This is a genomic window from Streptomyces sp. NPDC031100 (assembly GCF_055570785.1).
Genome location: NZ_JBVIGN010000002.1, coordinates 429,339 through 452,181 on the forward strand (window position 1 = coordinate 429,339; position 22,843 = coordinate 452,181).

General features: G+C 72.6%; 19 protein-coding genes. 9 read left to right on the forward strand and 10 right to left on the reverse strand.

The window, feature by feature from the left end; genetic code table 11:
- Positions 1-134: 134 nt before the first annotated feature.
- Positions 135-710, forward strand: coding sequence for an FHA domain-containing protein (locus tag ACZ5DS_RS06155; RefSeq protein ID WP_468234581.1), 576 nt, complete (start codon positions 135-137; stop codon positions 708-710).
- 79 nt (positions 711-789) lie between these two features.
- Complete coding sequence (locus ACZ5DS_RS06160; protein ID WP_468234583.1) at positions 790-1,212, forward strand: SSI family serine proteinase inhibitor; 423 nt, start codon at positions 790-792, stop codon at positions 1,210-1,212.
- A gap of 43 nt (positions 1,213-1,255) precedes the next feature.
- Here the strand turns inward: ACZ5DS_RS06160 and ACZ5DS_RS06165 are convergent, their stop codons facing one another.
- Both ACZ5DS_RS06165 and lpdA read right to left on the reverse strand, forming a co-directional pair.
- Positions 1,256-2,506 (reverse strand): M14 family zinc carboxypeptidase, encoded by a 1,251-nt coding sequence (locus tag ACZ5DS_RS06165; protein ID WP_468234584.1) that lies wholly within the window; start codon positions 2,504-2,506, stop codon positions 1,256-1,258.
- Positions 2,507-2,639: 133 nt separating this feature from the next.
- Positions 2,640-4,082 carry a dihydrolipoyl dehydrogenase gene (lpdA, locus tag ACZ5DS_RS06170; RefSeq protein ID WP_468234585.1) on the reverse strand — a complete coding sequence of 481 codons (1,443 nt, stop codon included), beginning with the start codon at positions 4,080-4,082 and terminating at the stop codon, positions 2,640-2,642.
- 103 nt (positions 4,083-4,185) lie between these two features.
- Here lpdA and ACZ5DS_RS06175 point away from each other — a divergent pair, with 103 nt between their 5' ends.
- Positions 4,186-5,130 carry a LysR family transcriptional regulator gene (locus tag ACZ5DS_RS06175; RefSeq protein ID WP_468234586.1) on the forward strand — a complete coding sequence of 315 codons (945 nt, stop codon included), beginning with the start codon at positions 4,186-4,188 and terminating at the stop codon, positions 5,128-5,130.
- A gap of 23 nt (positions 5,131-5,153) precedes the next feature.
- Here the strand turns inward: ACZ5DS_RS06175 and treY are convergent, their stop codons facing one another.
- Complete coding sequence (gene treY, locus ACZ5DS_RS06180; protein WP_468234587.1) at positions 5,154-7,523, reverse strand: malto-oligosyltrehalose synthase; 2,370 nt, start codon at positions 7,521-7,523, stop codon at positions 5,154-5,156.
- A gap of 81 nt (positions 7,524-7,604) precedes the next feature.
- Here treY and ACZ5DS_RS06185 point away from each other — a divergent pair, with 81 nt between their 5' ends.
- Positions 7,605-8,897: an MFS transporter gene (locus tag ACZ5DS_RS06185; RefSeq protein WP_468234589.1), complete on the forward strand. Its 1,293-nt coding sequence runs from the start codon at positions 7,605-7,607 to the stop codon at positions 8,895-8,897.
- A gap of 3 nt (positions 8,898-8,900) precedes the next feature.
- Here ACZ5DS_RS06185 and glgX read toward each other — a convergent pair whose 3' ends face one another.
- On the reverse strand, positions 8,901-11,009 hold the full coding sequence (glgX, locus tag ACZ5DS_RS06190; protein ID WP_468234590.1) for a glycogen debranching protein GlgX: 2,109 nt from the start codon (positions 11,007-11,009) through the stop codon (positions 8,901-8,903).
- Positions 11,010-11,206: 197 nt separating this feature from the next.
- On the opposite strand from glgX, the gene ACZ5DS_RS06195 reads away from it, so the two are divergent.
- The 4 genes from ACZ5DS_RS06195 to ACZ5DS_RS06210 all read left to right on the forward strand — a co-directional run bounded on the left by ACZ5DS_RS06195 (position 11,207) and on the right by ACZ5DS_RS06210 (position 15,615).
- Positions 11,207-12,022 carry a Tat pathway signal sequence domain protein gene (locus tag ACZ5DS_RS06195; RefSeq protein ID WP_468234591.1) on the forward strand — a complete coding sequence of 272 codons (816 nt, stop codon included), beginning with the start codon at positions 11,207-11,209 and terminating at the stop codon, positions 12,020-12,022.
- A gap of 61 nt (positions 12,023-12,083) precedes the next feature.
- A complete protein-coding gene (locus ACZ5DS_RS06200; protein ID WP_468234592.1) occupies positions 12,084-13,436 on the forward strand; it encodes a copper amine oxidase in 1,353 nt (450 codons plus the stop codon).
- Positions 13,437-13,539: 103 nt separating this feature from the next.
- On the forward strand, positions 13,540-14,781 hold the full coding sequence (locus tag ACZ5DS_RS06205) for an SAV2148 family HEPN domain-containing protein (protein ID WP_468235102.1): 1,242 nt from the start codon (positions 13,540-13,542) through the stop codon (positions 14,779-14,781).
- Between the two features lie 102 nt (positions 14,782-14,883).
- On the forward strand, positions 14,884-15,615 hold the full coding sequence (locus tag ACZ5DS_RS06210) for an exonuclease domain-containing protein (RefSeq protein ID WP_468234594.1): 732 nt from the start codon (positions 14,884-14,886) through the stop codon (positions 15,613-15,615).
- A 9-nt stretch (positions 15,616-15,624) separates the two neighbouring features.
- On the opposite strand, the gene ACZ5DS_RS06215 is transcribed toward ACZ5DS_RS06210, so the two are convergent.
- Both ACZ5DS_RS06215 and ACZ5DS_RS06220 read right to left on the reverse strand, forming a co-directional pair.
- Positions 15,625-16,122, reverse strand: coding sequence for a YbaK/EbsC family protein (locus ACZ5DS_RS06215; RefSeq protein ID WP_468234595.1), 498 nt, complete (start codon positions 16,120-16,122; stop codon positions 15,625-15,627).
- On the reverse strand, positions 16,092-17,093 hold the full coding sequence (locus tag ACZ5DS_RS06220) for a DMT family transporter (protein ID WP_468234597.1): 1,002 nt from the start codon (positions 17,091-17,093) through the stop codon (positions 16,092-16,094). The genes ACZ5DS_RS06215 and ACZ5DS_RS06220 overlap by 31 nt, the downstream gene beginning before the upstream one ends.
- Before the next feature lie 94 nt (positions 17,094-17,187).
- Between ACZ5DS_RS06220 and ACZ5DS_RS06225 the strand changes: the two genes are divergently transcribed.
- Positions 17,188-18,177 (forward strand): LysR family transcriptional regulator, encoded by a 990-nt coding sequence (locus ACZ5DS_RS06225; protein WP_468234598.1) that lies wholly within the window; start codon positions 17,188-17,190, stop codon positions 18,175-18,177.
- 23 nt (positions 18,178-18,200) lie between these two features.
- On the opposite strand, the gene ACZ5DS_RS06230 is transcribed toward ACZ5DS_RS06225, so the two are convergent.
- The 4 genes from ACZ5DS_RS06230 to ACZ5DS_RS06245 all read right to left on the reverse strand — a co-directional run bounded on the left by ACZ5DS_RS06230 (position 18,201) and on the right by ACZ5DS_RS06245 (position 22,619).
- Entirely contained in the window at positions 18,201-19,064 is an 864-nt protein-coding gene (locus ACZ5DS_RS06230; protein WP_468234600.1) for a phosphotransferase enzyme family protein, read from the reverse strand.
- Between the two features lie 230 nt (positions 19,065-19,294).
- Positions 19,295-19,735, reverse strand: coding sequence for a hypothetical protein (locus ACZ5DS_RS06235; protein ID WP_468234602.1), 441 nt, complete (start codon positions 19,733-19,735; stop codon positions 19,295-19,297).
- Positions 19,663-20,262: a hypothetical protein gene (locus tag ACZ5DS_RS06240; RefSeq protein WP_468234603.1), complete on the reverse strand. Its 600-nt coding sequence runs from the start codon at positions 20,260-20,262 to the stop codon at positions 19,663-19,665. Before ACZ5DS_RS06240 ends, ACZ5DS_RS06235 begins: the two co-directional genes overlap by 73 nt.
- Before the next feature lie 110 nt (positions 20,263-20,372).
- Entirely contained in the window at positions 20,373-22,619 is a 2,247-nt protein-coding gene (locus ACZ5DS_RS06245) for an MMPL family transporter (RefSeq protein WP_468234605.1), read from the reverse strand.
- Positions 22,620-22,843 lie beyond the last annotated feature (224 nt).

Genomic DNA, 22,843 nt, shown 5'->3' on the forward strand with positions numbered 1-22,843 from the left:
CATCGTGCCGCGAAAGCGATCAATACGCTTTCGATATCCACCCTTTCCCGGCAGGTGTCGCGAGATGTACGCGCGCGTGGCCTCCGTTTCCCCGTTTCTGGACACCGCGGGTTCACTGCCCGACAATCACCAGCGTGACGTCGTCTTTCGAGTTCCCCACGTACCCCGCGCGGTTGTCCGACGCGGAGCGCGACAAGGCGCTGCAGGTGCTGCGCGACGGCGTCGCGATGGGCCGCCTGTCGCAGGACACGTTCGTGCGCCGCATGGAACTCGCACTCGCCGCGCGCCGCGCCGACGAACTCGCCGCCCTCACCGCCGACCTGCCCCGCGAGAACCGCTTGTCCCGCGCGGTCCTCGGCACCGTCGAGGCGGTCTCCGGTTTCACCGTGCGGCTGCGCCGGGCCTGGCAGGCCGAGCGGCTGCCCAAGCTGCTGCTGCCGTACGCGTCGGGCGGCCATCCGCTGCGCATCGGCCGCGACCCCGCGAACGGGCTGCGCCTGAACCACGACACGGTCTCCCGCGTGCACGCGGAACTCCGCCGCCAGGGCGGCATATGGGTCCTCAGGGACCTGGGCTCCACCAACGGCACCACGGTCAACGGCCGCCGGGTGGTCGGTGCCGTCGTGGTCCGCGAGGGCGACCAGGTCGGCTTCGGGCGGATAGCCTTCCGGCTCGCGGCGAACCGGGACGCCTTCCCGCATTCGAACTGACGCACCGTTGTGCGCCCGTACGGTTCCGTTCGGGTGAGTGGGGGTGCGGAACGCGGACCGCCGTGCCGATGCTTCGGGAATGACGTACATCACCCGAGCGACCGCGGCCGCAGGTGCCCTGCTGGCCTCCGTCGGCCTCCTCGTCGCGAGCCCGGCCCAGGCGGCACCCCGCACCACGTTTCCCCTCTCCGACAACTGGCTCTACCTCACCGTCGCCCGCGGCGAGACCCAGCCCACCGACAAGCACGGCACGCTGCTGCTGTGCGACCCGGTGCCCCTGGGGTACGCGCGCGCGGCCGAGGCGTGTGCCGAACTCGCGGCCGTCGACGGCGACATCGCACGTATCCCGCAGAAGAAGGTCTTCTGCCCGATGATCTTCGCCCCCGTCACCGTCCACGCGCACGGGCAGTGGAACGGACGGCCGGTCGACTACCAGGAGACCTACACCAGCATGTGCGTCATGGAGTCGCGCACGGGAGCGGTGTTCGCCACGGAGCGCTGAGCCCGGCTGCCGGGGCGCGGGAGACACGGGCGGCGTGGAGGCCTCACGCCGCCCGTTCCCGCGCCTGCTGGGCGGCCACCAGCACCGTCCGGGACTGGTGCTCCACCTGGTGCTCCAACGGCACCCAGCGGGCCCGGAAACGCTCCGCGAACGCGTCGCACCAGCAGGCGACCAGCTGCTCCAGCCGGGGCGCCGCCCGGTCGTCCGTCGCCCGCAGCACCCGCAGCAGCATCGCCGCCGCTCGCAGTGGCAGCCGCCGTCCGAACGCGTCCACACTGCCGACGTACGCCATCGTCGTGGCGGCCGGCGGTGTGTGGATCCAGTCCTGCGCCAGGCCCGGGATCAGCTCCAGGGCCCACTGCGCGGCCCGCAGCAGCGGCCCGTCCGCGCCCTCCAGCCGGGGCCGCGCCTCGGCGAGAACCCCCTCCACCTCCATCGAGTCCCGCAGCAGCCGCTGCGCCAGGCGCCGCATCGCCGCCGCCGGTGCCGGGTGCGGCGCGGGGTCGTCCACCAGGTCGCTGGCCCACATGGGGACCTCGACGACCGCCGTCAGGCCGCCGTAGCGGTGCGCGTGGTACCAGGTGCTGTGCCGTGCGTCGTCCGGCAGGCTCGGGTAGGCGACGCCCGTCTCCGGGCCGGGCATCACATGCACCCCGGGCCCCGAGGCCGGCCAGCCCGCGGCGTCCGAGGCACCCGTCTCGACCGGGATGTGCAGCTCCGCCGCGGACTTGGCGAACGGTTCCGCCAGACCCGGAACGTCCTTCGTCAGCTGCACCCAGCTGCCCCCCAGATCGGTGCCGTGCAGGGTCACCTGGAGGTAGGGGCGCAGTTCGTCGATGACCCCGGTCAGCGTCCGGGTCTCGGGCGGCAGCCGGTCGGGCGGGAGCACCGCCGGCGACCACTCCGGCTGCTCCGCGCCCGTCGGCCGGTAGAAGCCGAGGTGGTAGTCGAGGAGGCTGCGCGGCGCCGGCGTCACATGCAGGCTCGCCCCGTCCGGGTCCGCGCAGAGCAGGAAGTGCCAGGAGGTGTCGGTCCGCAACTCCCGCTCGGCCAGCACCCGTTCCGCCAGCACCCGGAGGGTGGAGCCGCCCGTCGGCTCGTTCGCGTGGGCGCCCGCGACGACCAGCACGGCCCGGCGGGCGTGTCCCACCGACAGCAGATGCAGGGGCCGGCCGGCCCGCGAGACACCCACCTGTCTGAGCGAACACAGCCCGGGCTCCTGAGCAGCCAACGCCCGTGCGGAGGCGATCAGTTCGGGGACGTTGGGGTAGCGCAGCTCCGGCAGGAGACTCACCCCCGACTAGTCCGCCCGGCTTCGCCCTCCCAGTGCCGCACGGCGTGGGTGAACTGTCAAGCACATGGTCGGGAGGCTCCCGGGGGCGCCCGGACGCATTCGCGAGCCGTGCCGGGCTGCCGCGAACCGGGGCTCACTGCTGGTGCAGGCCGCGGCCCGCGAGTGTCAGGAACACCTCGCCGACCGCCTCCGACAGCGTGGGGTGTGCGTGCACGTGCCGGGCCACGTCCGAGGGCTGGGCGTCCCAGCCGACGATCAGCTGGCTCTCAGCGATCATCTCCGACACGTTCGGGCCCACCAGGTGCACCCCGAGCACCTGCCCGCCGCCGGCCTCCGCGACGACCTTCACCATGCCGCCCTGCCCGTGCACCATGCCCTTGGCGACGGCGGTCAGCGGCATCGTGTTGACGTCGACCTCGTGCCCACGCGCGCGTGCCTCCGCCTCGCCGAGCCCGACGGAGGCGGTCTGCGGCGACGAGTACGTCACCCGGGGCACCGCCGCGTAGTCGACGGGAGCCGACGGCAGCCCCGCCAGCGTCTCGGCCACCAGCAGGCCCTCCGCGAAGGAGGCGTGCGCCAGGCCGAGCGAGGGCGACGGCAGCAGATCGCCCACCACATGGATCCCCGGCACGGCAGTCTCCAGCCGGTTCCAGTCCGCCGGTACGACGAACCCCCGCTCGTCCGTCGCCAGGCCGGCGGCTGCGAGGTCCAGGCCCTCGGTGACCGGGACCCGGCCGACGGCCACCAGCAGCCGCTCCGCCTCCACCGTCCGCGTCTCCCCGCGCGCGGTGCGCACGCGCGCGCGTACGCCGCTCTCCAGCACCTCCGCGTCCAGCAGCCGCGCGCCCGCCTGCACGTCGACGCCCCGCTTCTTCAGACCGCGCGTCAGGTGTCGGCTCACATCGGCGTCCTCCAGCGGCACGATCCGGTCGGCGGCCTCCACCAGGGTGACCTCCGCGCCCATCGACCGGTGGAAGGAGGCGTACTCCACCCCGATCGCGCCCCCGCCCAGCACCAGGACGGAGCCGGGGAGCCCCGGCGCGAACAGCGCGTCGTCACTGGTGACCACGCGCCGCCCGTCGGGCTCGAGCCCCGGGAGTGTGCGCGGGCGCGAGCCGGTGGCGAGGACGATGCCCCGGCGCGCGGTGAAGTCGCGCACACCGGGTACGGGTTCGCTGTGCGCGCTCTCCACGCGCACCGTGCGCGCCCCCGTCAGCCGCGCGCTCCCTCGCGCCACCCGCACGCCCGCGTGTGCCAGATGCGCCTCCACCCCCTTGTGGTTGCGCGCCACGATGTCGTCCCGCGTGGCCGTGAGCGCGGCCCAGTCGACGGAGTCCAGCGTGGCCTTCACGCCCCAGCGCTCGCGGGCCTCGGCGATGCCGTCGACCAGTTCGGCGGCGTGCAGCAGCGCCTTGCTCGGGATGCAGCCCCGGTGCAGACAGGTGCCGCCGACCTTGTCGCGTTCGACGAGTACGACGTCGAGACCGAGGAAGGCGGCGCGCAGGGCGGTGCTGTACCCGCCCGTGCCGCCGCCGATGACGACGACGTCCGGCGTGTCCCTTGCCTCGGTATGCATGGCCTTTGTGTTCATGGCCCCCACCCTCCGCCCGCCCCTTGCCATGAGTCCAAGGCAATGTTCTTGTGGACCTGATGCAGGATGCTTATGGGAAGGCGGCGGGATGAGCCTGCGGCAGATGGAGTACTTCCTCACGGTCGTCGAGGAGGCGTCCTTCACACGTGCGGCGGAGGCCCTGCACGTCACCCAGCCCGCGCTCTCGCACCAGATCAAGGCCCTGGAGAAGACCGTCGGCGGCGCCCTGCTGGAGCGCATGCCGCGCGGAGTGCGCCTCACCCCGATGGGCCGTGCCTTCCTGCCGCACGCCGAACTCGCCGTCCGCAGCGCCGCCCAGGCCCGCCGCGCGGCCCGCGCCGCCGCCGGCGCCGAGGGCGGCGAGCTGCACATCGCGGCCCTGCACTCCATCGCCGTCGGCGCCCTCCCCGACGTCTTCGCCCGCTGGCGCACGGCCCACCCCAGGGTTCTGCTGCGCCTGCACGAGTACGCCACCTCCGAGGCCCTGGAGGAGGCGGTCCAGCGCGGCACCGCCGACCTCGCCGTCGGCCCCGAGCCGGCCGGCGCGCCGGGCACCGTCGTACCGGTCGGCGAGGAGGAACTGGTCCTCGTCGTGCCGTTCGACGACCGGCTGGCGGGCCGTACGACGGTGACGCTGCCGGAACTCGCCGACCGCGCCTGGATCCGCTGCGCCATGGAACCCGTCGTGCACGGCGAGCGCTTCCTCGACTGGGCGTGCGGACGCGCCGGGTACCGTCCCCGGACCGCCGTGTGGACCGAGCACACCTCGACGGCCGTTCGCATGGCCGCCGCCGGGGTCGGGGTGTGCGTGGCCCCCGCTCACGTCGTGCGGGGCGCCGTCGGCGAGGACTGCGTCGTCCTCACCCCGGACCCGGCCTGGCGGCGCGCCCTCACGGTCTACGCGCGCGTGCCGCCCACCGGGGCCGCCGAGGCCTTCGTGGACCTCCTGCGCGCCACATGGCCCTCACGGGGAGCGGCCGCCGCCGTGCGGGCGTACGAGGACTGCGACCTGCCCGCCGGGCACGCCGGCTGAGCCGACGTCAGGCCAACAGCCCCTCAGTCCTCGGCGGTCCGCTCCAGCAGCACCACCGGCAGCCGCTCGAAGAGGTCCGCCACGCGCGCGTGCCCCCTGAACTCCCGCCCCGGGGTGAGCACGTCCGCCCACCGCCCCGGCGGCAGCTCCAGCCGCGTCTCCCGCCAGCCGCCGGACTCCGCAAGCCGCAGGGACAGCCGGGTCACCGCCGTCACCACCTCACCGGAGCGCGCGAACGCCACGCAGTGCTCCGCGGCCGGCCCGTCCGCGGCGAGCGGGACGTACGTCGCCGACACGCCGAAGGCGTCGGGCCGTCGCGCGCGCAGCCGCAGCGCCGCCGCCGTCAGCGCGCCCTTATCGCCGGGCGACTGCGCGGGGAACGACACCGCCCGCCGGTTGTCCGGGTCCACCAGCGCCCGGTAATCACCCTCCGTGCCCTGGTACAGGTCCGGCACGCCCGGCATCGTCAGATGGACCAGCGCGGTCCCCAGGACGTTCGCCCGGACGTGCTGCTCCAGAGCCTTGCGGAAGGCGGCCACACGCTCACCCGGCGGCCCGCACGGCCCGGCCGCGACGAAGGCCGCCACCGCCTCCTCGTACGGCGGCTCCTGCTCCGTCCAGCTCGTGTACATGCCCGCCTCGCGCACATGCTTCAGCAGCGCCTGCTGGACCCGCTCCTCCTCCGCCGGCCCCAGCCCGAACACCGTCTGCCACGCCGCCCAGGCCAGTTGCCCGTCCGGCGCGCCCCCCTCGGCCGACGTCACCTCGCCGAGCAACTCGGCCCAGCGGTCCGGGCACTCGGTGAGCACGGCCAGCGCCGCGCGCACGTCGGCGCTGCGCTTGGTGTCGTGGGTGGACACGACCGTGCCGGTGGCCGGCCAGTCGCGCTGCACGCGCGCGCAGTACGCGTGGAAGTCCTCCGGGGACACGCCGGGCGCGCCGGGATCGCCGCCCACCTCGGCCGCCGAGAGCAGCGGCACATAGCGGTAGAAAGCGGTGTCCTCCACGGCCTTGGCGCGCAGCGCCGACGCGGTCTGCGCGAACCGTGTGCGGAACTCCGCCCGGTCGGCGTGGTTGGGTGCCGATTCGGCGCCGGGCGCCTCGACCAGCAGCCGGCGCACGACGCCGACGGCCTCGGCCTCCTCGGGCACCGCGAAGGCCAGCCGGGCCTCCTCGGCGGCGGCCTCGGTGACCACGGCGGACGCGTCACCGGAGGCGTACGGCCGGTACACCCGCAGCCGGACCAGCAGCTCCTCCAGGGCCGTGCGCAGTGCCCAGGGCGCCCGGTCGCGCAGCGAGAGGTCCGGAGAGGCGGCGCACAGCCGTGCGGCCACCCGGGTGAGCCGGTCGGTCTCGGCGGCCAGCTCCTGCGAGACCACCTTGTACGCGGCCCGCCGCACCGTGGCGTCCCAGTTGCCGCCCCGGTCCGTCTGCGGCGCCGCGAACGCCCGGTACTGGCCCAGGAGTCGGTAGGCCCCGGTCCGGTCCGTGAACAGGCCGTCGACGTGGCGCAGGGCGTCGTAGCCCGTGGTGCCCGCGACGGGCCAGGTGGCGGGCAGGTGCTCGCCCTCGGCGAGGATCTTCTCCACGACCGTCCAGCGGCCGCCGGTCGCCCCGTGCAGCCGCTCCAGGTAGCCGTCGGGGTCCGCGAGCCCGTCGGGATGGTCGATCCGCAGCCCGTCGACCACACCCTCCGCCAGCAACTGGAGGATCTTGGCGTGGGTGGCCTCGAACACCTCCGGGTCCTCCACCCGCACCCCGATCAGCTCCGAGATGCTGAAGAAACGCCGGTAGTTCAGCTCGGTGCGGGCCAGCCGCCACCACACCGGGCGGTACCACTGCGCGTCCAGCAGCCGGGGCAACGGCAGTTCCTCGGTGCCCGCGCGAAGCGGGAAGGCGTGGTCGTAGTAGCGCAGGACGTCTCCGTCGACCACGAGGCGGTCCCGTTCCGAACCGACCGGACCGCCGAGCACGGGCAGCAGCACCCGCCCGCCCTGCGCCTCCCAGTCGATGTCGAACCACCGCGCGTACCGCGACCTGGGTCCCTGGCGCAGCACCTCCCACAGGGCGCGGTTGTGCCGGGGCGCCATGGCCATGTGGTTCGGCACGATGTCCACCACCAGGCCCAGGCCGTGCTCCCGCGCGGTGTGCGCCAGCGCGCGCAGCCCCTCCTCACCGCCCAGCTCCTCGCGCACGCGCGCGTGGTCCACGACGTCGTAGCCGTGCGCGGAGCCCGGCACGGCCTCCAGGACGGGCGACAGATGCAGGTGCGAGACGCCGAGCGACGCCAGGTACGGCACGGCCGCCGCGGCCGCGGCGAACGGGAACGCGGGCTGGAGCTGCAGCCGGTAGGTGGCCGTGGGCACCCCCGGTCCGGGTCGCGCAGACGTCATGGAAACGTACGTACCCAGCCCGCCGTCTTTCGTGTCATCGACCCCTGCACGGACCCACGCACGCGTGCCTAGCTTCGAGTGATGGGAACGAAGGAACGGCCCCAGGTACGGCGCGGCACGCTGCACAGGTATCGCGAGGTGATCGGCCTGACCGGGCCGCTGCTGCCCTGCGTGTCGTTCCTGGGCCGGCTGCCGACCGCCACCATCCAGTTCGGCAGCGTGCTGCTCGTCGCCCGTACGAGCGGCTCGCTGGCCGCCGCGGGACTGACCGGTGGCGCCCTCGCCCTCGGCCAGGTGGCCTGCGGACCGTTCGTGGGGCGGCTCGTGGACCGGCACGGCCAGCGGACGGTCGTGCTCGCGTTCTCTCTCGCCAACGCGCTCGCCGTGGCCGCCCTCGTCCTCGGCGCCCTCGCCGGCCTGCCCACGCCCGTCCTGGCTCTCCTGGGGGCCGCGTCCGGCGCCACCGTGCCGCTCGTCGGCCCGCTGGCCCGCACCCGCCTGGTCGCCCTCGCCCGCCGCGCGGGCGCCCCCGAGCCGACCGTCGGCGCCGCACTCTCCTTCGAGAGCACCCTGGACGAACTGTCCTTCGTCCTCGGCCCGGCCCTCGTCGGCCTGGCCGCGGTCCTCGCCCACCCGGCCTACGCGCCGGCCGCCGCGGCCCTCCTGGTGGCCACCTGCGGCACCGGCTTCGCCCTGCACCCCACCGCCCGCGCCGTCCAACCCGGCCCCGCACGCGCGCGTGCCAGGACCGCGGCAGCCGCCCCCATGCCCCGATCCATCCACGCCCTGCGCGCCGCCCTGGCCCTCCAGGGAGCCATGTTCGGTGCCTGTCAGGCCGGGATCACCGCGCTCACGGCCCGGCTCGGACAGGAGGACCAGGCGGGGCTGGTGTACGCCGCCATGGGCGTGATGAGCGCCGTGGCGGGGCTCGCCATGGCCGCCGTACCGGCACGCCTCGGGCCCCCGGCGCGCTGGCGGCTGGCCACCGGGGCCGCCCTCGTGCTGTCGCTGCCCCTGCTGCGCATCGGCGGCCTGCCCGGCCTGTACGCCGTCGTCACCGTCCTCGGGATCGCCTACGCCCCGCACCTCATCACGGTGTTCGGGCTGACCGAGCGCACGGTGCCGCCGTCCCGGCTGTCCGAGGCGATGGCCTTCGCGACCAGCGCCCTGGTCGGCGGCCAGGCCCTCGCGGTCGCCGTCACCGGCCGCCTCGCCGAGTCCTACGGCCCCTCGGCGGCGTTCGCGGCGGCGAGCACGGCAGCCGCGCTCGCCTTCGCCGTCGCCCTGACGGCCCGCCCGACGACGTACCCCGGGCGGGCCGAAAGTGTCCTGCACGCGCGCGTGGAGGACGAGCGGGCCCGCACGACCCCCTGAACGCTAGGCGGGCCGTTGCAACACCGTCAGGCTGCGGTCCGGCAGGGTGATGCGGTCGCCGGCCGCGACCTTCGTGCCCGTGTCCGACGCCACGCCGTCCGGGTCGGCCGTGTCGACGACCACCTGCCACTGCCTGCCGTGGTCGACGGGCACCACGAAGTCGAGCGGCCCGGGTGAGGCGTTGAACATCAGCAGGAAGGAGTCGTCGGCGATCCGCTCCCCGCGCGGACCGGGCTCGGAGATCGCGTTGCCGTTCAGGAACACCGTCAGCGCGGAGGCCTGCGCCGAGTCCCAGTCCCGCTGGGTCATCTCGGCGCCCTCGGGCGTGAACCAGGCGATGTCGGACAGCTCGTCGTGGGTGCCCTCCACCGGCCGTCCGTGGAAGAAGCGCCGCCGGCGGAAGACCGGGTGGTCCCGCCGCAGCCAGACCATCGCGCGGACGAACTCCAGCGGCTCGCCGCCGTCCTCGGGCCAGTCCACCCAGGACAGCTCGCCGTCCTGGCAGTAGGCGTTGTTGTTGCCGCGCTGGGTGCGGGCGAACTCGTCGCCGTGGCTGATCATCGGCACGCCCTGGGACAGCATCAGCGTGGCGACGAAGTTGCGCATCTGCCGGGCGCGCAGGCCGAGCACCTCCGGGTCGTCGCTCTCGCCCTCGGTGCCGCAGTTCCACGACCGGTTGTGGCTCTCGCCGTCCCGGTTGTCCTCGCCGTTGGCCGTGTTGTGCTTGTCGTTGTACGACACGAGGTCGTGCAGGGTGAAGCCGTCGTGGCAGGTCACGAAGTTGATGGAGGCGAGCGGGCGGCGGCCGTCGTCCTGGTAGAGGTCCGAGGAGCCGGTCAGCCGGGAGGCGAACTCCGCGAGCGCCCGCGGCTCGCCCCGCCACAGGTCCCGGACGGTGTCGCGGTACTTGCCGTTCCACTCGGTCCACAACGGCGGGAAGTTGCCCACCTGGTAGCCGCCCTCGCCCACGTCCCAGGGCTCGGCGATCAGCTTCACCTGGGAGACCACCGGGTCCTGCTGGACCAGGTCGAAGAACGACGACAGCCGGTCCACCTCGTGGAACTGCCGGGCGAGGGTCGCCGCGAGGTCGAAGCGGAAGCCGTCGACGTGCATCTCGGTGACCCAGTAGCGCAGCGAGTCCATGATCAGCTGGAGGACGTGCGGGGACCGCATGAGCAGCGAGTTCCCGGTGCCCGTGGTGTCCGTGTAGTAGCGGGGATCGTCCGCGAGACGGTAGTACGACGGGTTGTCGAGGCCCTTGAAGGACAGCGTCGGCCCCAGATGGTTGCCCTCGGCGGTGTGGTTGTAGACGACGTCCAGGATGACCTCGATGCCGGCCTCGTGCAGCGCCCGGACCGCCGACTTGAACTCCAGGACCTGCTGGCCACGGTCGCCCCAGGAGGCGTAGGCGTTGTGCGGGGCGAAGAAGCCGATGGTGTTGTAGCCCCAGTAGTTGCTCAGGCCCATGTCGGCCAGCCGGTGGTCGTTCACGAACTGGTGTACGGGCATCAGTTCCAGCGCGGTCACACCCAGCTTGGTCAGGTGTTCGATGATCGCCGGGTGCGCGAGCGCCGCGTACGTGCCGCGCAGCTCCTCCGGCAGCCCCGGGTGGCGCATGGTGAGGCCCTTCACATGGGCCTCGTAGATCACCGTGTGGTGGTACTCGGTGCGCGGGAGCCGGTCGTCGCCCCAGTCGAAGTAGGGGTTGACCACCACCGAGGACATGGTGTGCGGCGCCGAGTCCAGGTCGTTGCGCCGCTCCGGGTCCCCGAAGTGATAGCCGTACACCTCCTCGCCCCACCGGACGGCCCCGCTGATCGCCTTCGCGTAGGGGTCGAGCAGCAGCTTCGCCGAGTTGCAGCGCAGCCCGCGCCCGGGGTCGTACGGGCCGTGCGCCCGGAACCCGTACCGCTGTCCCGGCATGACGCCCGGCAGGTACGCGTGCCGCACGAACGCGTCGCTCTCGCGCAGTTCCACCGCCGTCTCCGAGCCGTCGTCGTGCAGCAGACACAGCTCTACTCGGTCCGCGGCCTCCGTGAAGACCGCGAAGTTGGTTCCGGCGCCGTCATAGGTGGCGCCGAGCGGATACGCCTCTCCAGGCCAGACCTGCATGGACACGACTCTTCCAGGTGTGCCGCCCCGCCGGGGCCGCGTTCGGTTCCGAGTCTGCCCGAAAGTGAGGGAACCTCCTGTTACTTGCGTCCCTCTTACCGGCCGACCAGTGCACGCGGCAACCTCGATGCCCGCCGTGTGCCGAACCAGTGGGGCAACACGTACTTCCGGGGATGATGGGGAAGTAGGGGGTAGATGTGCGCGAGATAGTGCACCGCCATCTGGGCAAGGTGGTGGCCGGTGCGGCCCTGGCGGTGGCCGGGACCGCCGTGATGGTGGGGATCACCCTGCCCGGCACGGCAGGGGCGGACGAATCGGGCGGGCAGGGCGGCGGCACGCAGGCCGCCCAGCAGACGGGCCAGGGGCCGGACGCGGTCCGGCCGGGCGTCGTGGAACAGGCGCCGGCCGAGGGGAAGAAGGGCACGGGCCGCGACCCGCTGACCGACGACGAGGTCCAGCGCGTCGAGAAGCTCGCCCTGAACAAGCAGCTGCTCACCACGGGCGAGAACGTCGACGGCGACCGCGGCCCGCAGCGCCTGAGCGTCGACCTCGCCGACCCGGCGACGGCGAACGAACTGGACGACCCGAACGCACCGCGCCGGGCCGACGTGACCTTCTACGACTACAAGACCGACGAACTGGTCACGAAGACGGTCAACCTGGACACCGGCAAGGTCGAACAGACCACGCGCCAGCACGGCGTCCAGCCGCCGCTGAGCCGGGCCGAGAACGCCGAGGCGGCCAAGCTGCTGATCGCCGACCCGCTGGGCGCGGGCCTCAGGGCGGACTACAAGGACGCCACCGGCCACGAGCTGACCTCTCCGGACCAGCTGCTGCTCAACGGCGCCGTCTACCGCGCCACACCGGGCGGGCAGCCGGCCGCGCTCGACAAGTGCGGCGAACACCGCTGCGTGCGGCTCTTCCCGAAGGTCAAGAACGGCCCCTGGATCGACGCCCGGTGGCTGGTCGTCGACCTGAGTGCCCGCAAGGTCGCGCAGCTCGACCGCCACTGAGCGGCAGCAGCCCTCCGTTCATTTTTCCAACTTGCTTGTCCTGCAAGGGAGCCACTTCGTCATGCCCGTACAGCGTTCGACCAGCGGCCTCCGGCCGCGGAGAAACAGCCGTGCCCGCGCGCGGGCGGCCGTCGGCGTCACCGTGGCCGCACTGGCCGCCGGTGCGACGGCCGGCGCCGGACCGGCCGTCGCCCAGCCCAAGGCCGCCCCCGCCGCGGCCGCGGCCGCCGACTGCAGCGCCGCCTACAAGATCGAGCAGAAGCTCTCCAGCGGCACCACCTGGCGGATGTGCTGGCGCTACGACAGCAAGGCCGGCCTCGTCCTGGAGAACATCTCCTACCAGCCCAAGGGCGAGGCCAAGCCGATCAAGGTCCTCAACAGCGCCCGTCTCGGCCAGATCGACGTCCCCTACGACGACGGCAGCGTCGAGTTCGACGACCTGACCGGCTTCGGCTTCGCCCAGGGCCTGGTGAACCTGGCCCCCGGCGAGTGCCCCGGCGGCACCATCAAGACCGTCCGCGTCCCGGACGCCTGGGACCCGCAGCACCCGGACGTCAACGGCCTGTGCACGACCACGCGTTCGCGCGGCCACGCCTACCGCATGCAGGGCGACACCGCCAACAAGGTCTTTCAGGCGCAGGGCAAGGACCTGCTCGTCTACGCGGTCAACAAGGTCGGCTGGTACGAGTACATGACCGAGTGGCGCTTCCAGGACGACGGCACGATCAGCATGAACGTCGGCGCCACCGGCAGCCTCTCCTACGACGACTACGACGCCGGTGACGGGCGCGGCTGGCCCATCGGCAAGGGCGCCAAGGCCTACGCCACCAGCCACAGCCACAACGTCTTCTGGCGGCTGGACTTCGCCCTCGACGGCTCCTCCAAGACGAAGATCGAGCAGTACGACTCCGCCGTCACCGCGCCGACGGGGGACCAGCAGGCCCCGACCACCAAGACCACGCGCACCAAGGTCACCAAGGAACTCGCGGGCGACTACAAGACCTACCGCTGGTGGCGGGTGGTCAGCGAGAACGGCAAGAACAAGGACGGGCACGCGCGTTCGTACGAGATCGTGCCCGGCCCCACCACGAAGTACCCGGGCCGCAGCTTCACCAAGCACGACGTGTACTTCACCGAGTACAACAAGTGCGAGCAGTTCGCCAGCAACAACCCGGGCGCCTGCCCGGCCGGGGCGGGCAAGTCGGTCGACAAGTGGGTCAACGGCCAGACCCTCACCCACCCGTTGGTCTGGATGAACGTGGGCTTCCACCACATCGCCCGGGACGAGGACCAGCAGCCCATGCCGATCCACTGGCAGGGCTTCGCCATCGCCCCGCGGGACGTCACGGCTATGAATCCGCTCACTCCGGACGAGCTGGCGTGGCAGAACGGCCATTGGCGGCCGCGTAGTTGAGAAACCGACCTGTCCATCCGGCTGCATCGCCCACCGCTCCCGGAGTACCCTTCCTTGATCGTTGAGACGAGGAAGGCCCGGGGTGGCGGAAGGCGGTGCACGGGTGGGCTCGGGAGGGCTGGAGCTGCCCCCTGGTGACGAGGGTCACGAGGGGAACTCCACAGACGTCCCGCCCGGCGCGGTGTCCCTGGCCCGCCCGATGGACGCCACGGGGTCCATCGGGCCGGAACTGGACTGGGACGCCGACGCCTGGCTCGAGGTGCGCACCCGCGCCCAGCGCGCGGGCCGCGCCTACATCTGGCTGAACCTCGTCGAACAGCGGCTGCGCGCGGTCGTGGCCGCCGTGCTGCGCCCCATCTACGAACCCGTCAACGGGGACGAGTGGGTGGTGGCCGCGGCCGGGCCGGCCGGACAGGAGTGGGTGCAGCGGGCGGTCGCCGTCCGCGAGGTCAGCCGGCGCAAGGGCTATCTGCTCGACCCGGCCGACGACAACGTGCTCAGCTTCCTCACACTGCCGCAGCTGCGCGAGCTGATGGTGCAGCACTGGCCGTGCTTCGAGCCGTACTTCGACGAGCGCCGCGACCTCGAACTCGCTCTCGACGAGCTGGAGGTGACCCGCAACGTCGTCTCCCGCAACCGGGCCCTGTCCGAGGCCGTCCTGAACCAGGCCGAGCGGGCCTCGGCCCGGCTGCTGGAGATGCTCGGCGCGGGCGGCGACGTGCCCTCCGCGCGCCGGCTGCCCGTCGACGCGGTCGAGGACCTGGTCGGCGACCGGTACGCGGACGTCGTCGCCGTCCACCCCGACCGGGTGCGCCTCATGCGCCAGTTCCCGGCCGAGGACATCTTCGGCGGTGCCCGCCGCCTCGACGCCATCGGCATCGGCCTCAACCTGCTGGTGCAGAACTTCTCCGGCCGCCGCCTGGTCCGGCTCGCCGAGTCCGGCTGCCGGGTGCGGCTGCTCTTCCTCAACCCGGCCTCCAGCGCGGTCAAGCGCCGCGAGCGCGAACTCGGGATGAAACGGGGCGAACTGAGCCGGTCGGTCGAGATGAACATCCTGCACATGCGCCGGGTGCGGTCCCGGCTGCGCGACCCCGGCGCCTTCGAGATCCAGGTCTACGACGAGACGCCCCGCTTCACCGCCTACCTCGTGGACGGGGACGGCGCCGACGGCATCGCGGTGGTGCAGTCCTATCTGCGCGGTGCGCGCGGAATGGAGTCGCCGGTGCTGGTGCTGCGCAACGGCAGCCGGCTGGTCAAGTCGGACGATGTGGTCGAAGCCGGACTCTTCCCGACATACCGCGAGGAATTCGAGCTGGCTTGGGCGGATTCGCGCCCGGTGTCCTGAACCGTCCACCCCGGCAAGCGGAACGCGGTCCTCGGATTGTCAGTGCCACGTGCGAGGGTGGAGGCCACTGGGGGAACGCACCACCAAGAAGGGGGGCCGCCCATGGGCTGGCACCGGGAGCTGCTGATCGGCTTCGACCTGGAGACGACCGGGACCGATCCGCGCGAGGCGCGCATCGTCACCGGCGCGGTGATCGAGGTGAGGGCCGGTGAGCCCGTGGGGCGCCGGGAATGGCTGGCGGATCCGGGCGTGGAGATCCCGGCCGACGCGGTGGCGGTGCACGGGATCAGCAACGAACGCGCGGCGGCCGAGGGCCGCCCGGCCGACCAGGTCGCCGACGCCATCGCGGACGTCCTGGCCTCCTACTGGAAGACGGGCGTCCCGGTCGTCGCCTACAACGCGGCCTTCGACCTCACCCTGCTCTCCGCCGAACTGCGCCGGTACGGCCTGCCGTCCCTCTCCGACCGGCTCGGCGGCCTCGCTCCGGCGCCGGTCGTCGACCCCTACACCATCGACCGCTGGGTCGACCGCTACCGCCGCGGCAAGCGGAACCTCGAAGCGGTCTGCCAGGAGTACGGCATAGTCCTCGACGCGGCGCACAACGCCTCGGCCGACGCCCTCGCCGCGGCCCGCCTCGCCTCCGCGATAGCCGACCGCCACCCGAAGATCGCTTCCCTGGGCCCGGCGGAACTGCACCAGCGGCAGATCGAGTGGTACGCCGAGTGGGCGGCGGACTTCCAGGCGTTCCTGCGCCGCAAGGGCGATGCGACAGCGGTGGTGGACGGTGTGTGGCCGCTGCGCGAGCCGGCGGACCTGGCGGACGAAAAGGTCTGACCCGAGCGGTCAGTCCGGTGCGGGGCTCGCGATGCGGGCCACTCGCGGGCCGGCGAGTCTCGCGTAGTCGGTGCCGGCGAGACACAGCGAGCGGTCGAGCCGGGCGGCGTTGAAGTACAGGCGCGGCTGGGCGACGACGTCCGGGTCGGCGACGAGTTCGAGCCCGGGATCGAAGCTGAACGGCAGCACGGTGCCGGGCACCGAGCGGGCCAGTCGCTCGGCGGTCTCGGCGTCGCTGAAGCCGACATAGCGTGCCTCGAACAACACCCGCACGGCGTCCAGATCCACCCGCCGGTCCCCGGGGACGACCGCGAGGACATGATGCGTGGTGCGGCGGTCGACCTTGACCCGCAGCACGATGCACTTCGCGGCCTGGCTCACCGGATGGCCGCGCAGCGCGCTGACGGTCTCGGTGGCGCCCTCGGGAGCGTGGTCGATGAGGCGGTAGTCGATGTGGGAGGCGTCGAGAAGGGAGATCAGGTGCTGGTAAGTGTCGTGGCCGGGCATGGGGCGTCTTCTCCGGTGATCTCGGGGGACGTGGCGGGCGCGAAGGCACTGGCTGTATCGCTGGTCCTGGCCCTGGGGCTAGTGGCGGTCTTGGCGGTCCTATGGGCGCGCTCCACGGCCTGGCCCCAGTACGTGCCGGTGACCATCAGGGCCGCGCCCAGGGCGGTGAGCGGGGTGAGATGTTCGCCGCCGAGGGCGATGCCCACCGCCGCGGCCCAGACGGGCTCGGTGCCGAGCAGCAGACTGGCCCGGCTTGCGGAAGTGCGCTGCACCGCCCAGGTCTGGGCGAGAAAGGCGAACACGCTGCAGAAGAGGGCGAGATACACCAGCTGGGCCCAGGTCGCCGCGCCGGCTCGGGCCAGAACCGGAAGGTCGCGGGCGGCGGGTACGAGGAACAGCCCCGTGCCGACCAGGGTCTGCACCGTCGTCAGGTGGAGCGGGCGGATCGTCCGGTCCGCGGTGAGCCGGCCGACGAGGGCCACGTGCCCCGCCCGGACGCAGGCCGCGGCGAGCATCAGCAGGTCCCCGAGGCGTGGCGCGTGGAAGCCGTCGCCGGACATGAGCAGACCGACGGCCAGGACACACACGCCGGCCGCGGCGAAGAAGGCGGGAGGCGGACCGCCCCGATGGCCGGTGCGGTCGAGGAGCGGGGTGAGCACGATGGTGAGGCTGATGATCAGACCCGCGTTGGCGGCCGTGGTGTGGGCGACGCCGTACGTCTCCACGACCAGGACCGCGGCCTGGGTGACGCCGAGCGGCAGCCCGATGCGGACCTCGTCACGGGTCCACCCGCGAAGACCACCCCGGGCGGTGACGAGAGCGAGGCAGGGGAGCGCGGCCAGGGCGTAGCGCGCGAACAGGACGAGGAGGACGGGCAGGGCGGCCACGGCCGTCTGGGCGGACAGATAACTGGAACCCCAGACGAGCGCGACGAGGAGGAGCACGGCGTCGGTACGGCGGGCGTCGGTCACCCGCCCACGGTGCACCGCCGACGTGCCTGAAGCCCAGAACCAGTTTCTTAAACGATCTTTTAGTGAGCCTACATCGTCGTCCTACACTGACGGGGTGGACGAGCGGCAGCTGAGGATCCTGCGGGAGCTGGGCGAGCTGGGAAGCGTCACCGCGGTCGCCGAGGCACTGCTGGTGACGCCGTCGGCGATCTCGCAGCAGCTGCGGCTGTTGCAGCGCTCGATCCCCGTGCCGCTCACCGAACGGCACGGGCGGCGCCTGGTGCTCACCGACGCGGGGCAGGCGCTGGCGGACGCGGCCGTCGAGGTGGAGTCGGCGCTGGCACGGGCCCGGCATGCGGTCGAGGAGTTCGTCGGCAGGCCGGACGGCGAGGTGTCGGTGGCGGCGTTCCACAGTGCGGGCGCGGCGTTCTTCCCGCTGCTGCTGCGCGGTCTTGCCGGGCCGGGCGCGCCGACGGTGGCGCTCGCGGACGAGGACGTACCGCAGGAGGAGTTCCCGCGGCTGACCCGCGCCTACGACCTCGTCCTCGCCCACCGCCTGGACCACGCCCCGCCCTGGCCGCGCACGGTGACCGCGACCACCCTGCTGCACGAGCCGCTCGACGTGGCGATGCCGACCGGGCATCCGCTCGCCGCCAAGCGGCGGGTGACGCCGCGCGACGTCGCCGACCAGCCGTGGATCACCGTGCACGACGGGTTCCCGGTCATGGCCACCATCGAGGCCATCGCCGCGGCGGCCGGCCGGCGGCTTCATCTGGCCCATCGCATCAACGAGTTCGCGGTGGTCGCCGAGGCCGTCGCCGCCGGGGGCGGGATCGCGCTGATGCCGCGCTGGACCATGCGCCCGCATCCGGCGCTGGTTCTCCGGCCGCTCAGCGGCGTCCAGGCCACGAGGCACATCGACGTCCTGTGCCGCCCCGAGCGCACGGCAAGAAAGGCGGTCCGCACGGTCCTGACGGAGCTGAGACGAGCGGCACGAGCAGTCCAGGGCGAGGTGACTCCCCAAGGGGCGCGGGACTGTGCACATCCTGCGGCTCCGCCGCGAGGGCGCGACCAGCCACGATCAACCCGCACTCGTCGGCAGTAAACGCACCCCCCATCAACAGGCGCTCAGAACGGATACCACCGCACCGTCTCGTCCCCGTCCCGCAACGACGCCACGCGACGACGGAACTCGGCCAACGCCTTCGGGTTGCTCGTCGCATGCTGGGCCACCCACGCACAGCTGGCCGTCTCGCGGGCCCCGCGGAGCACCCCGCAGCCCTCCCACTCCCGCACGTCCCAGCCGTAGGCCTCGGTGAAGGAGTCGTACGCGTCGGCGGGCAGGCCGTAGCGGTCGCGGGAGAGAGCCATGACCACCAGGTCGTGCTCGCGCAGGTCGGCGGAGAAGGTCTCCAGGTCGACCAGGACCGGGCCGTCGGGGCCGACGTGCACATTGCGGGGCAGCGCGTCGCCGTGGATCGGGCCCGGCGCCAGACGGGGTGTCAGCGCGGCCGCGGCCGCGGCGAAGCCGTCCCGGCGCGCCCGCAGATAGGCCGCGTCCTCCGGGTCGATCGCCTCGCCCGCGAGCCGCAGCCAGCGCTCCACACCGCCCAGCAGTTCGCGGGGCGGCAGTGCGAAGGGGGGAGAGGGGAGTGCATGCACGATCCGCAGCAGCCGGGCGAGATCCCGGGGCTCGGCCGGTCGTACCGGCTCGGGCAGCCGGTGCCACACCGTCACCGGGTGGCCCTCGACCAGCAGCGGCTTCGGCTCGGCCGCCCGCACGGCGGGGACGCCCGCCTCCGCCAGCCAGCCGGCGATGTCCAGCTCGCGCCGGGCGCGCTCCAGCAGTTCGGCGTCGCGGCCCACCTTGACCACCAGGTCGCCGGCGGCGAACACCGCGTTCTCGCCGAGGGCGAGGAGCCGCGCGTCCCGCGCCGGGCCCGGCAGCACCTGCGCCGCGGCCAGTACGTCCCGCGCCTGCGCCTCGTCCATCGTCCGCCTCCGTGCCCGTCCTGCCGTGCCGTGCGTGTCCGGTCTGCGGCCAGTCTCGCATTCGCACAGGTCGGGCGGGCAGGACCAGGAACCAGGCACCGTGACCGGAAACGCGCCGGCGTGACCGTGCCCGCGCTGGGCGACATACCCGCCGACGTCGGAGTGCACCTCCGGGTGCTGCAGTTGGGGGTGCTGCGGCAGGCCGACCTCATCGAGGCCGAGCTGTGCCGTCAGAGGTAGCCGGGCACGTCGAGCCGTGCCTTGTAGACGATCGGGGAGGGGACACGGTCGAGCTCCATCGGCCGGGCGATTCCGGCCTGGTTGAAGTGCACGTACTTCGTGCCGAAGTCGCTGCCCCCCGATTCCGCGGCACCGGTCCACATCTGCTCGCCGGAGACGTGGTGGACGTAGGACTTCACCTTGTGCCGGGAGTGCAACAGGGTCGCGGTCCGGGCGGCCTTGTCGTAGGAGTAGACGCCGCCTGTGTCCGTGAACAGCAGGCGGCCCGGGTTCGTGTAGTCCGGCTGGATGTCGTGCCCGCGGGTGACCCCGACCCGGTGCTCGGGGTCGGCGACCAGCTTGGCGGAGCTGGCCGTGGTCACGATGCGGTACGCCTGGAGCACGCTGCCGCCGATGATCCACATCCGCTCCAGCTGCGGGTCCCACAGCACGCCGTGCGCCTGGAAGAAGTCGAACTTCTGCGCGAGGACGAGGGAGCTGCTGTAGCGGCCGGTGGGCCGTAGACGTAGATCTTCCCGCCCGGCGTGGCACCTCCGTCGCCGTGCGGCGCGGGCCCCCGGCTCCGGCCCGCCACGACGACCACGCCCGTGCCCCGGGCCCGCTCGATGCCGTGCAGGTAGGTGTCCAGCCGGGCCGACCACAGCAGCTTGTTGTCCCGGCGCCTGCGGATGCTCGCCACCCCGCTGTCCCGGCTCCAGGCCGCGATCAGCAGCACCGGCCCGTCGCCGTCGGTCACGCGCGGCCGGTGGTCCATGGGATGGCCGCCGCCGGGCTTGAACGACCACTTCGCGTTGGTGGTGGTGAACCGCTTGGTGCGGTCGAAGCGGTAGATCCTGCCGGTGCTGATCTCACCCACGAACACGTCGAACGCCGCCGGTGCCGCGCTCGCCGGCGCCGCACCCACCAGCCCGACCGCCGGAGCGGCCAGTGCGCCCTTCAGCAGTCCCCGCCTGTCCATGTGATGTCCTCCCCCGAGTCCGACCACGTACATGGTCCGGACAACCAGAGGGCATCGCAGGGCCCGTTGGTTCCCCCGGAAACCAACGGGCCCTGTGTCAACGGGCGGAATCAGACAGTCAGCCGCTCGCCCTCACCGCGGACCGGCGGCGCCGCGACCGGCTCCGGCGACTCGTCGTGGGTGAGGTCCGGCAGCCGGTGCAGCCACTTCGGCAGGTACCAGTTGCGCTCGCCGAGCAGCGCCATCACGGCGGGCAGCAGCACCCCGCGGATGATCGTCGCGTCGATCAGGACGGCGGCGGCCAGGCCCACGCCCATCTGCTTCATGGACTGCATGGACAGCGTGCCGAAGATCGCGAACACGGCGACCATGATGACCGCGGCGCTGGTGACGACACCCGCCGTGGTGACCACGCCGTGCTGGATCGCGTCCTTCGTCGAACGGCCGCGCATCCGTGCCTCGCGGATCCGGGAGACCACGAACACGTGGTAGTCCATGGACAGGCCGAAAAGGATCACGAAGAGGAACAGCGGCAGCCAGGTGACGATCGCGCCGACGCCCTCCGCGCCCACCAGCGAGGCACCCCAGCCGTGCTGGAAGACGGCGACGAGGATGCCGTAAGCCGCGCCCACCGACAGCAGGTTGAGCACGATCGACGTGATCGCGACGGTCAGCGAGCGGAACGACAGCAGCATCAGCAGGAAGGCGAAGACGACCACGAACGCGAAGACCGGGACGACGGAGCCGAGCAGCTGGTCGTTGAAGTCGTGGTTGCCCGCGACCTGTCCGGTGACCGGCGCCTCGACGCCCGCGACCTTGCCGAGCGTGGCGGGCCGCACCTCGTCGCGCAGCTTGTTAAGGCTCTTGGTCGCGCTGCCCATGTCGGAGCCGCCGACCAGCGGCACGGAGACCAGCGCGACGTTCTGCGCCTCGTGCAGCTTGATGTCGACCGGTCCCTGCGAGGCGCCCGAGTCGATCGCCTGCTTCTTGAAGTCGGCCAGCGCCTGCCGCACCTCGGGCGCGTTGATGTCCTTCGCCTTGACGACCACCTCGGCCGGCTCGGAGCCGCCCGGGAAGGCCTCGTTGAGCCGGTCGTACGTCTGCACGATGGGCAGCGAGTCGCCGAACTCCTGGTCCAGCGTGAGCTGCGAGGTCTTCATGCCCAGCGCCGGCGCCGCCACGGCCAGCAGGGCGCCCACCGCGACGACGACCGAGACCACGGGCTTGGCGAGCACGCCCTTCAGGACGGCGGTCCAGAACCGGCTCTCCGTGCCGCCGGTGCGCTTGCGGCGCCGCAGGAACGGGATGCGGCCCTTCTCGACGCGCTCGCCGAGCAGCGACAGCAGCGCGGGCAGGACGGTCACGGAACCGACCATGGCGACCGCCACGACCATCAGCGAGGCCAGGCCCATCGCCTCGAACTCGGGAAGCCCGGTGAACAGCATGCCCGCCATCGCCACGCACACGGTGACACCGGAGACGATGATCGCGCGGCCGCTGGTGGCGGCGGCGATCCTGAGCGCGGCCCCGGCGCTCCGCCCGGCCTCGCGCTCCTCGCGCTCCCGGCGCAGGTAGAACAGGCAGTAGTCGACGCCGACCGCCATGCCGACCAGCAGCATCACGGAGTTCGCGGTGTCGCTCATCGGCTGCAGATGGCTGACGAGGCCCATCAGACCCATCGTCGCCATGATCGCCGTGATCGCCAGCCCCACCGGCAGCAGCGCGGCCACCAGTGCACCGAAGGCGATGAGCAGAATGCCGAGAGCCACCGGCACGGCGGAGTACTCGGCCTTCTGGAAGTCGTCGCCGAAGGCGTCCTTGTACTGCTTCTGCATGCTGGCGGAGCCGATCTCCTCGACCCGCAGCGACCCGTGGTCCTTCTGTACGTCCGCGACGGCCTTCAGGACCGGCTCGACGCGCTCGGCGGCGGTGTCCGCTTCGCCGCGCATGTCGAACTGCACCAGCGCGCTGCGGCCGTCCTTCGCGATCGTCCGTGTGTCGTACGGCGACTGGACACCCGTCACCTTGCCGGTGCCCTCGACCGCCTTGACCACGTCGGCGACCGTGGCCCTGAACTCCGCGTCCGTGGCCCTGACCGAGCCGTTCTTCGCCTGGATCAGGACCGTCTCACCGGCGGGCTGCTTGATCCCCGCGTCGTCGATGATCTTCGCGGCGGTGTGCGTCTCGCCCTTGAGCTGGTCGCTCTCGTTCACGTCGACCCGGCCGGCCGCCGAGCCGAGTCCCATGGCCAGGACGACGAACAACACCCATATGCCGACGGCTGCCCAGCGGTGCCGGGCGCTCCAGCCGCCGGCGCGGGCGGCCAGGCCCCGCACGCGCACGTCCGTGTTCCCCATGACGGGATGTCCCCCTCGTGTGCGGTGACGGCCCCCTGCCGCCACGTGTTCGCTTGTTCACCTTCGACGGTATGGGCCGGATAAGGCCGCCTCGTCGTGCTGCCCGGTGAAGTGCGGGGGACCCGGGTCACCGCTGGGTAGGACGACGGGCCCTTACATCTATCGGGGTTCACGCGGACCGTTCATCGGGGTCGGCGTGTCCGATCCGCCGACAGAGATCCACT